At 61.9% G+C, this 7,735-nt stretch carries 6 protein-coding genes; 2 read left to right on the forward strand and 4 right to left on the reverse strand.

Features of this window, described 5'->3' with window-relative positions:
• Positions 1-402: 402 nt before the first annotated feature.
• From PMM47T1_RS11630 to PMM47T1_RS11645, 4 genes are all read right to left on the reverse strand, one after another.
• Complete coding sequence (locus PMM47T1_RS11630) at positions 403-1,041, reverse strand: IMPACT family protein (protein ID WP_008368828.1); 639 nt, start codon at positions 1,039-1,041, stop codon at positions 403-405.
• Between the two features lie 23 nt (positions 1,042-1,064).
• Positions 1,065-1,727 (reverse strand): TetR/AcrR family transcriptional regulator, encoded by a 663-nt coding sequence (locus PMM47T1_RS11635; protein WP_008368829.1) that lies wholly within the window; start codon positions 1,725-1,727, stop codon positions 1,065-1,067.
• Positions 1,728-1,815: 88 nt separating this feature from the next.
• On the reverse strand, positions 1,816-3,207 hold the full coding sequence (locus PMM47T1_RS11640) for a uracil-xanthine permease family protein (RefSeq protein WP_043300929.1): 1,392 nt from the start codon (positions 3,205-3,207) through the stop codon (positions 1,816-1,818).
• 175 nt (positions 3,208-3,382) lie between these two features.
• The gene (locus PMM47T1_RS11645; protein ID WP_008368831.1) at positions 3,383-4,300 is read right to left on the reverse strand and encodes a LysR family transcriptional regulator; all 918 of its coding nucleotides are present in this window, start codon (positions 4,298-4,300) and stop codon (positions 3,383-3,385) included.
• A gap of 112 nt (positions 4,301-4,412) precedes the next feature.
• Between PMM47T1_RS11645 and PMM47T1_RS11650 the strand changes: the two genes are divergently transcribed.
• On the forward strand, positions 4,413-5,759 hold the full coding sequence (locus tag PMM47T1_RS11650) for an aspartate aminotransferase family protein (RefSeq protein WP_008368833.1): 1,347 nt from the start codon (positions 4,413-4,415) through the stop codon (positions 5,757-5,759).
• A gap of 60 nt (positions 5,760-5,819) precedes the next feature.
• Positions 5,820-7,313, forward strand: coding sequence for a CoA-acylating methylmalonate-semialdehyde dehydrogenase (locus PMM47T1_RS11655; protein WP_008368835.1), 1,494 nt, complete (start codon positions 5,820-5,822; stop codon positions 7,311-7,313).
• Positions 7,314-7,735: the final 422 nt, after the last annotated feature.

The following is a 7,735-nucleotide window of genomic DNA, read 5'->3' on the forward strand; positions in this document are numbered from 1 at the left end:
TGCCCAGGCGCGCATCAGAAATGGGCTGATCAAAAAGTGATCAATGCCCTGTGCGAGCGCTGCAGTCAGCGGATAACGCAGGCTTGCACGGCTTATCCACAGGTTGGTCCACAGTTTTTGTGCGCAAGGCGCAGCGCGGGGTATAAGCCGTTGGCGGCTATCTCCGAATGGCGATAACTGTGTATAAGTGATTGATCAATGGTGCTTTTTGGCTGCGCACAAGATAATTGATCAATTAATGATCAAGTGCCTGAGAGCCTTGATCCACAAGGCCTGGCGCGGGTTGCGCAGAGCTTATCCACAACCGGGTGCACAGTAGATGTGGGCAAGTTTGACCGGTCTGCGCTTATCCTCCGCAGCTGCCGCCAGGCTGCGGAAAGGTCTGCAGGACCTTGGGCGGTGTCATGTTGATCGCGGGCCCGCTTTGCGGACCTTCGCAGCCTGCGGCAGCTCCAGGGTTGCGGTTTCCAGCAGGATGCGGCCGCGGCTCAGGTCGGCCAGTTGTTGCTGCAGGCGCGGTACATGCTCGCGGCCCAGCGCCAGTTGCAGGTCAACGCCATTGGCGGTGAAATCCTCTTGCACCAACAACCCGTCCAGCTCGCTCACGCGCAGTTTCACCAGCGCCAGTTCGCTGAAACTGCACGAGCAGGTCACGGCAATGCGGCTCACCAGCACGCGCTTTTCTGCCTGTTGCAGGCACTTGTTGGCGCCGCCGCCGTAGGCGCGTGCCAGGCCACCGGTGCCCAACTGGATACCGCCATACCAGCGAATCACCAGCACCACCACCTGATCACAGTCCTGCGCCTCGATGGCGGCCAGGATAGGCCGCCCGGCGGTGCCACCGGGTTCGCCGTCATCGTTGCTGCGGTACTGCTCGCCCAGTTTCCACGCCCAGCAATTGTGGGTGGCATCGGCCACGCTGTGCTGGTCGATGAACGCCTGGGCGTGCGCAACGCTGTCGATGGGCGCGGCGAGGGTGATGAAGCGGCTCTTGCGAATATCTTCGCGAAATTCGCAAGGGCCGAGCAGGGTCGAGGGCATTCAGAACAGATCCGCGCAAACAATCATTGGACAGGGGTGAGGCCACAGCCTTTGAGGATTATACGGGTCAATTGCTCGCCGGCCTCATCGAAGTCCTGGCGGGTCAGGCGCGTGCGCCCGGTGACGCGGCAGATCTGACTGGCGAAGTCGGCGTAATGCTGGGTGCTGCCCCACAGCAGGAAGATCAGGTGCACGGGGTCTACCGGGTCCATCTTGCCTGCGTCGATCCAGGCCTGGAACACACCGGCACGGCCCTGGAACCAGGCGCGGTAGTCCTGGCTAAAGTAGTTGTTCAGGCATTGGCCGCCGCTGATGATCTCCATGGCGAAGATGCGCGAGGCCTGGGGCTGGCGGCGGGAAAACTCCATCTTGGCGCGAATGTAGCGGGTCAGCGCCTGGGTAGGGTCATCGTCGACAGTCAGGGTGTTGAAGGTGCTGTCCCACAGTTCGAGGATGTTGCTCAACACCGCGATGTACAGGCCCAGCTTGTTGGTGAAGTAGTAATGCAGGTTGGCCTTGGGCAGCCCGGCGTTGAGGGCGATGGTGTTCATGCTGGTGCCCTTGAAACCGTGGCGGGCGAACTCGTCCTCGGCCGCCTTGATGATGGTCTCTTCGTTCTTCTGGCGGATACGGCTGGCAGGCTTGCCGGCGGGATTGGCGCTGTGCGCAGGGACTTCGAGGGTCATGGACGGTTCCGAACAGATCGTGTGGGTGCATCGTAATGCGTTGATAACGCACCCACAGGATCTAGACAAGGCCTGGGCCGGAAAACCTTCAAACGCGAGTTTCAAGTGCCTCGCTGTCCAGCGCCCCGGTGTTGCCCTCAGGCTTGCCTTCGGGCAGTAGCAGGCACATGACCAGCGCGGTCACACCACCGCTGGTGATGGCCGAATCGAACAGGTTCTGCACCAGCTTGGGCAGCAGGTGCAGCAAGGCTGGTTGCGCCGCCACGCCCAGGCCCACGCCGAACGAGGTAGCGATGATCAGCATGTTGCGACGGTCCAGCGGCCCTTGGGCCAGGATGCGCACACCGGCGGCCGCGACGCTGCCGAACATCACCAGGGTGGCACCGCCCAGTACCGGTTTGGGAATTTGCTGCAGCACCGCGCCAATCACCGGCACCAGGCCCAGCAGGAACAGGATGGCACCGATGTACAGGCCCACGTAGCGACTGGCCACGCCGGTCAGTTGGATCACGCCGTTGTTCTGGGCAAAGGTGGTGTTGGGGAAAGCACTGAAGGTGGCGGCCAGCAGGCAGCTGACGCCGTCGCCCAGCACACCGCCCTTGAGCCGGCCAATGTAGCTGGGGCCGGTGATGGGCTGGCGCGACAGCATGCAGTTGGCGGTCAGGTCGCCAACGGTTTCGATGGTGCTGATCAGGTAGATCAGTGCCACCGGAAAGAAGGCTGCCCAGTCAAAGCTGAAACCGAACTTGAAGGGGATGGGCAGGCTTACCAATGGCAGGGCAGGCAGGGCCTGGGGCACCAGTTTGCCGCTGAACCAGGCGGCAATGCACCCCACCGCCAGGCCAATGATGATGGCCGATAGCCGCACCCATGGGGTGCTCGAGCGGTTGAGCAAAATGATCACCAGCAGCACGAACGCGCCCAGGGCCAGGTTGCCGGGGGCGCCGTAGTCCGGGGCGTTGAAGCCGCCGCCCAGGTCGGTCATGCCCACTTTGATCAGGCTGATGCCGATCAGCGTAATGACAATACCAGTCACCAGCGGAGTGATCACCCGGCGCAGTTGGCCAATGAACCGGCTGAGCACGATCTGCACCGCGGCACCGAAAAAGCACACGCCGAAAATCATCGCCATGATGTCTTCCGGGCTGCCACCGCGCTGCTTGACCATGAAGCCGGCGGACAGCACCGCGCCCAGGAACGCAAAGCTGGTGCCCTGCAGGCAGATCATGCCGGCACCAATGCCGAACGGGCGGCGTGCCTGGATAAAGGTGCCGATGCCCGACACCATCAGCGCCATGCTGAGCAGGTAGGGCAGGTGGTCGGTCAGGCCCAGCGCCGAGCCGATGATCAGCGGCGGGGTGATGATGCCGACGAAACTGGCCAGTACGTGCTGCAACGCAGCGAGCATAGCGGCCATGGGGCTGGGGCGATCATTGAGACCGTAGATCAGTTCGTTGGGCGACGATGATTCTGGTGGCATGGGAGGCTCTCGGCACGGGGTCGTGTATCGGTTACACGTCCTGTTGCAAAAAGCTGTCCAACTGCTCAGGTTTGATATGCGCGTTTCGCTTACAGCCCTTGTAAATAAAGGCTGTAATTATTTTGTGGGCCATTTTGGATGGCCGCTGGTCAGCAACCGTTGCTAGCAAAGTGCACTAGCGTGTGGCTGCCAGGCTCTCCAAAAAGCTTTCCAGCACCAAATGCGGGCGTCGCCCCTTGCGGGTAACCCAAGACAGGCTCAAGTCATAAAACCGCTCGCTGGGCTTGAGCGCCCGCAAGCGACCTTGCTGCACCCAGAAACTGGCGTAATGGTCGGGCAAATAGCCGATGAAGCGCCCGGTCAGGATCAGGAAGGCCATGCCCTCGCGGTCCGACGCACTGGCGGTGCAATTCAACGCCTGGTAGCGGGCCTGAATCTCGACGGGCAGGCGGAACGTGGGAGCAATGGCATCCTGGCCATTCAGGCGTTCATCATCCAGCTCGCTGTCGGCGGCGTAGAACAACGGGTGGCCCACCGCGCAGTAGAGCAGTGAGCGTTCGCTGTACAGCGGTTCGTACTCCAGGCCCGACAGGGGACTTGCCTGGGGCACCACGCCTACGTGCAGGCTGCCATCGAGCACGCCCTGCTCAACCTGGCTGGGGGCAATCATGCGGATCTGAATGCGCACGTCTGGCCCGCGGTCCTTGAGCTGTGCCAGCGCATGGGTGATGCGCATGTGCGGCAGGGTCACCAGGTTGTCGGTCAGGCCAATGTTCAGCTCGCCGCGCAGGTGCTGGTGCAGGCCGTTGACCTCGGTGCGGAAACTTTCAATGGCGCTCAGCAGTTGCAATGCCGAGTGGTACACCTCCCGGCCTTCCTCGGTCAGGGAGAAACCGGCGCGCCCGCGCTGGCACAGGCGCAGCCCCAGGCGTTGTTCCAGGTCGCTCATCTGCTGGCTGATGGCCGAACGGCCAATGCCCAGCACGTTCTCGGCAGCGGAAAACCCGCCGCACTCCACCACGCTGCGGTAAATCTTCAACAGGCGGATATCGAAATCGCTGACCTGGGCCAGTGGATCGGGGCGTCGGCTCATAGTTTAGTCGTCGGCTAACCAAAGATTAGAAAAGTCGTGTTTTCTAGACTTTATCGTCGTGACAACGTAGGTGCAACAACGGTCGTCACTCCTGATTCGAGGTCTTGCACAGATGAACATGCCCGAAACTGCTCCGAACGGAATTGCCAGCCAGCTGAAGCTGGATGCTCACTGGATGCCCTACACCGCCAACCGCAGCTTCCAGCGCGACCCACGCATCATCGTCGCGGCCGAAGGCAGCTACCTGACGGACGACAAGGGCCGCAAGATCTACGACAGCCTGTCGGGCCTGTGGACCTGCGGCGCCGGCCACACCCGCAAGGAAATCCAGGAAGCGGTGTCACGCCAACTGGGTGTGCTCGACTACTCGCCGGCGTTCCAGTACGGCCACCCGCTGTCGTTCCAGCTGGCCGAGAAGATCACCGAGCTGACTCCCGGCGACCTGAACCACGTGTTCTACACCAACTCCGGCTCCGAGTGCTGCGACACCGCGGTGAAGATCGTGCGGGCCTACTGGCGCCTGAAAGGCCAGGCCACCAAGACCAAGCTGATCGGCCGTGCCCGTGGCTACCACGGCGTTAACGTCGCTGGCACCAGCCTGGGTGGCGTGAATGGCAACCGCAAGATGTTCGGCCAGTTGATGGATGTCGACCACCTGCCGCACACCCTGCTGGCCAGCAACGCCTTCTCCAAGGGCGCGCCGGAAGAGGGCGGCATTGCCCTGGCCGACGAGATGCTCAAGCTGATTGAGCTGCATGATGCGTCGAACATCGGCGCGGTCATCGTCGAACCCATGGCCGGCTCCGCTGGCGTGCTGCCACCGCCGAAGGGTTACCTCAAGCGCCTGCGCGAGATCTGCAGCCAGCACAACATCCTGCTGATCTTCGACGAAGTGATCACCGGTTTCGGCCGTACCGGCAACATGTTCGGCGCCGACACCTTTGGCGTTACCCCGGACCTGATGTGCATTGCCAAGCAGGTCACCAACGGCGCCATCCCCATGGGCGCGGTGATTGCCAGCACCGAGATCTACCAGACATTCATGAACCAGGCCACGCCTGAGTACGCCGTGGAATTCCCGCACGGCTACACCTACTCGGCGCACCCGGTAGCCTGCGCCGCCGGCCTGGCCGCGCTGGACCTGCTGCAAAAGGAAAGCCTGGTGCAACAGGCTGCCGAGCTGGCGCCGCACTTCGAGAAAGCGCTGCACGGTATCAAGGGCAGCAAGAACGTCGTCGACATCCGCAACTTCGGCCTGGCTGGCGCGATCCAGATCGCCCCGCGTGACGGCGACGCCATCGTGCGCCCGTACGAAGCCTCGATGAAGCTGTGGCAAGCCGGTTTCTATGTGCGCTTTGGCGGCGACACCCTGCAGTTCGGGCCAACCTTCAACGCCAAGGCCCAGGACATGGACCGCCTGTTCGATGCCGTTGGCCAGGCGCTGAACGCGATCGACTGATCCCTCTATATAGAAGGAGCGGTATCGACCGCTCCTTGGCACCTTTTCCAGGAGTTTCACATGAGCAGCATCCAACACCTGATCAACGGCGATCTGGTTTCCGGCGGCGACCGCACCGCCGACGTCTACAACCCGTCCACCGGTCAGGTTATCCACAAGCTTCAACTCGCTGACCTGCAAACCGTGCAGCGGGCCATCGATTCGGCCAAGGCCGCCTTCCCGGCCTGGCGCAACACCCCGCCGGCCAAGCGTGCCCAGGTGATGTTCCGCTTCAAGCAACTGCTGGAGCAGAACGAAGCCAAGATCTCGCAGATGATCAGCGAAGAGCACGGCAAAACCTTGGAAGACGCTGCGGGCGAACTGAAGCGCGGTATCGAGAACGTCGAGTACGCCTGCGCCGCGCCGGAAATCCTCAAGGGCGAGTACAGCCGCAACGTTGGCCCGAACATTGATGCCTGGTCCGACTTCCAGCCGCTGGGCGTGGTGGCCGGTATTACCCCGTTCAACTTCCCGGCCATGGTGCCGCTGTGGATGTACCCGCTGGCCATCGCCTGCGGCAACTGCTTCATCCTCAAGCCATCGGAACGCGACCCAAGCTCCACGCTGTTCATTGCCCAGTTGCTGCTGCAGGCCGGCTTGCCCAGCGGCGTGTTGAACGTGGTGCACGGCGACAAGGTTGCGGTGGACGCTTTGATCCAGGCGCCGGAAGTGAAAGCCTTGAGCTTCGTGGGCTCCACCCCGATCGCCGAGTACATCTATAGCGAAGGCACCAAGCGCGGCAAGCGTGTGCAGGCACTGGGCGGCGCCAAGAACCACGCGGTGCTGATGCCCGACGCAGATCTGGACAATGCCGTCAGCGCCCTGATGGGCGCGGCCTACGGTTCGTGCGGCGAGCGCTGCATGGCCATTTCCGTAGCCGTGTGCGTGGGCGACCAGGTAGCTGACGCCCTGGTGGCCAAGCTGACGCCACAGATCAAGGCGTTGAAAATCGGTGCCGGCACCTCCTGCGGCCTGGACATGGGCCCACTGGTCACCGGCCAGGCTCGCGACAAGGTGGCCGGTTATGTCGAAGACGGCCTGCAGGCTGGCGCCAAACTGGTGGTGGATGGCCGCGGCCTGGTAGTGCCGGGTAATGAAGATGGCTTCTTCCTGGGTGGCTGCCTGTTCGACAACGTCACCCCCGAGATGCGTATTTATAAAGAAGAGATCTTCGGCCCGGTGCTGTGCATCGTGCGGGTGAACAGCCTGGAAGCTGCAATGCAGCTGATCAACGACCACGAATACGGCAACGGCACCTGCATCTTCACCCGTGACGGTGAAGCGGCGCGCCTGTTCTGTGATGAGATCGAAGTGGGGATGGTCGGCGTCAACGTACCGTTGCCGGTGCCGGTGGCTTACCACAGCTTTGGTGGCTGGAAGCGGTCGCTGTTTGGTGACCTGCATGCGTATGGGCCGGACGGTGTGCGCTTCTACACGCGGCGCAAGGCGATTACCCAGCGCTGGCCGCAGCGGGCGAGCCATGAGGCTTCGCAGTTTGCGTTTCCTAGCCTTTGAGGTTTTAGGGTGAGAGAGGGCGGGCCGTTAGGCCCGCCTTTTTTTGGTTTTTTGGGGGGGCATGGTTGAAGGTTGCGTCAGGGTCGCCAGGTGTGCGCAACACCCATCTCCAGCGTGGGAGCGGCCTCTGGCCGCGAAGCGCCGCGCGGGCGGCGCTCGATGTTGTGAGGCTTGAAGATCCAGAGGCATGCACCTGGTGGCCTTTATAGGGTCCCCTTTGGGATGCTTTTGATCTTTATGACAATTTGTTGAAATCAAAGCTTGACGCCCCCTCAAATCTATCTATAATTCGCCCCACTTCCGGCGCAACCGAAACGGAAAACTCCTTGAGTTTCAAAGAGTTAACCGAAGTAAGCAGTTCTGGAGGGTTTCGATCTTAACGTCGAAAGCGGTGAAAAAGGCAGTTGACAGCGAATCAAAAC

Source organism: Pseudomonas sp. M47T1 (assembly GCF_000263855.1).
Taxonomy (GTDB): domain Bacteria; phylum Pseudomonadota; class Gammaproteobacteria; order Pseudomonadales; family Pseudomonadaceae; genus Aquipseudomonas.

Bases quoted from the DNA above. Each gene is read 5' to 3' on its own strand.
- PMM47T1_RS11630 (WP_008368828.1), bottom strand. From the start codon at position 1,041: ATGCCCTCGACCCTGCTCGGCCCTTGCGAATTTCGCGAAGATATTCGC.
- PMM47T1_RS11635 (WP_008368829.1), bottom strand. From the start codon at position 1,727: ATGACCCTCGAAGTCCCTGCGCACAGCGCCAATCCCGCCGGCAAGCCT.
- PMM47T1_RS11640 (WP_043300929.1), bottom strand. From the start codon at position 3,207: ATGCCACCAGAATCATCGTCGCCCAACGAACTGATCTACGGTCTCAAT.
- PMM47T1_RS11645 (WP_008368831.1), bottom strand. From the start codon at position 4,300: ATGAGCCGACGCCCCGATCCACTGGCCCAGGTCAGCGATTTCGATATC.
- PMM47T1_RS11650 (WP_008368833.1), top strand. From the start codon at position 4,413: ATGAACATGCCCGAAACTGCTCCGAACGGAATTGCCAGCCAGCTGAAG.
- PMM47T1_RS11655 (WP_008368835.1), top strand. From the start codon at position 5,820: ATGAGCAGCATCCAACACCTGATCAACGGCGATCTGGTTTCCGGCGGC.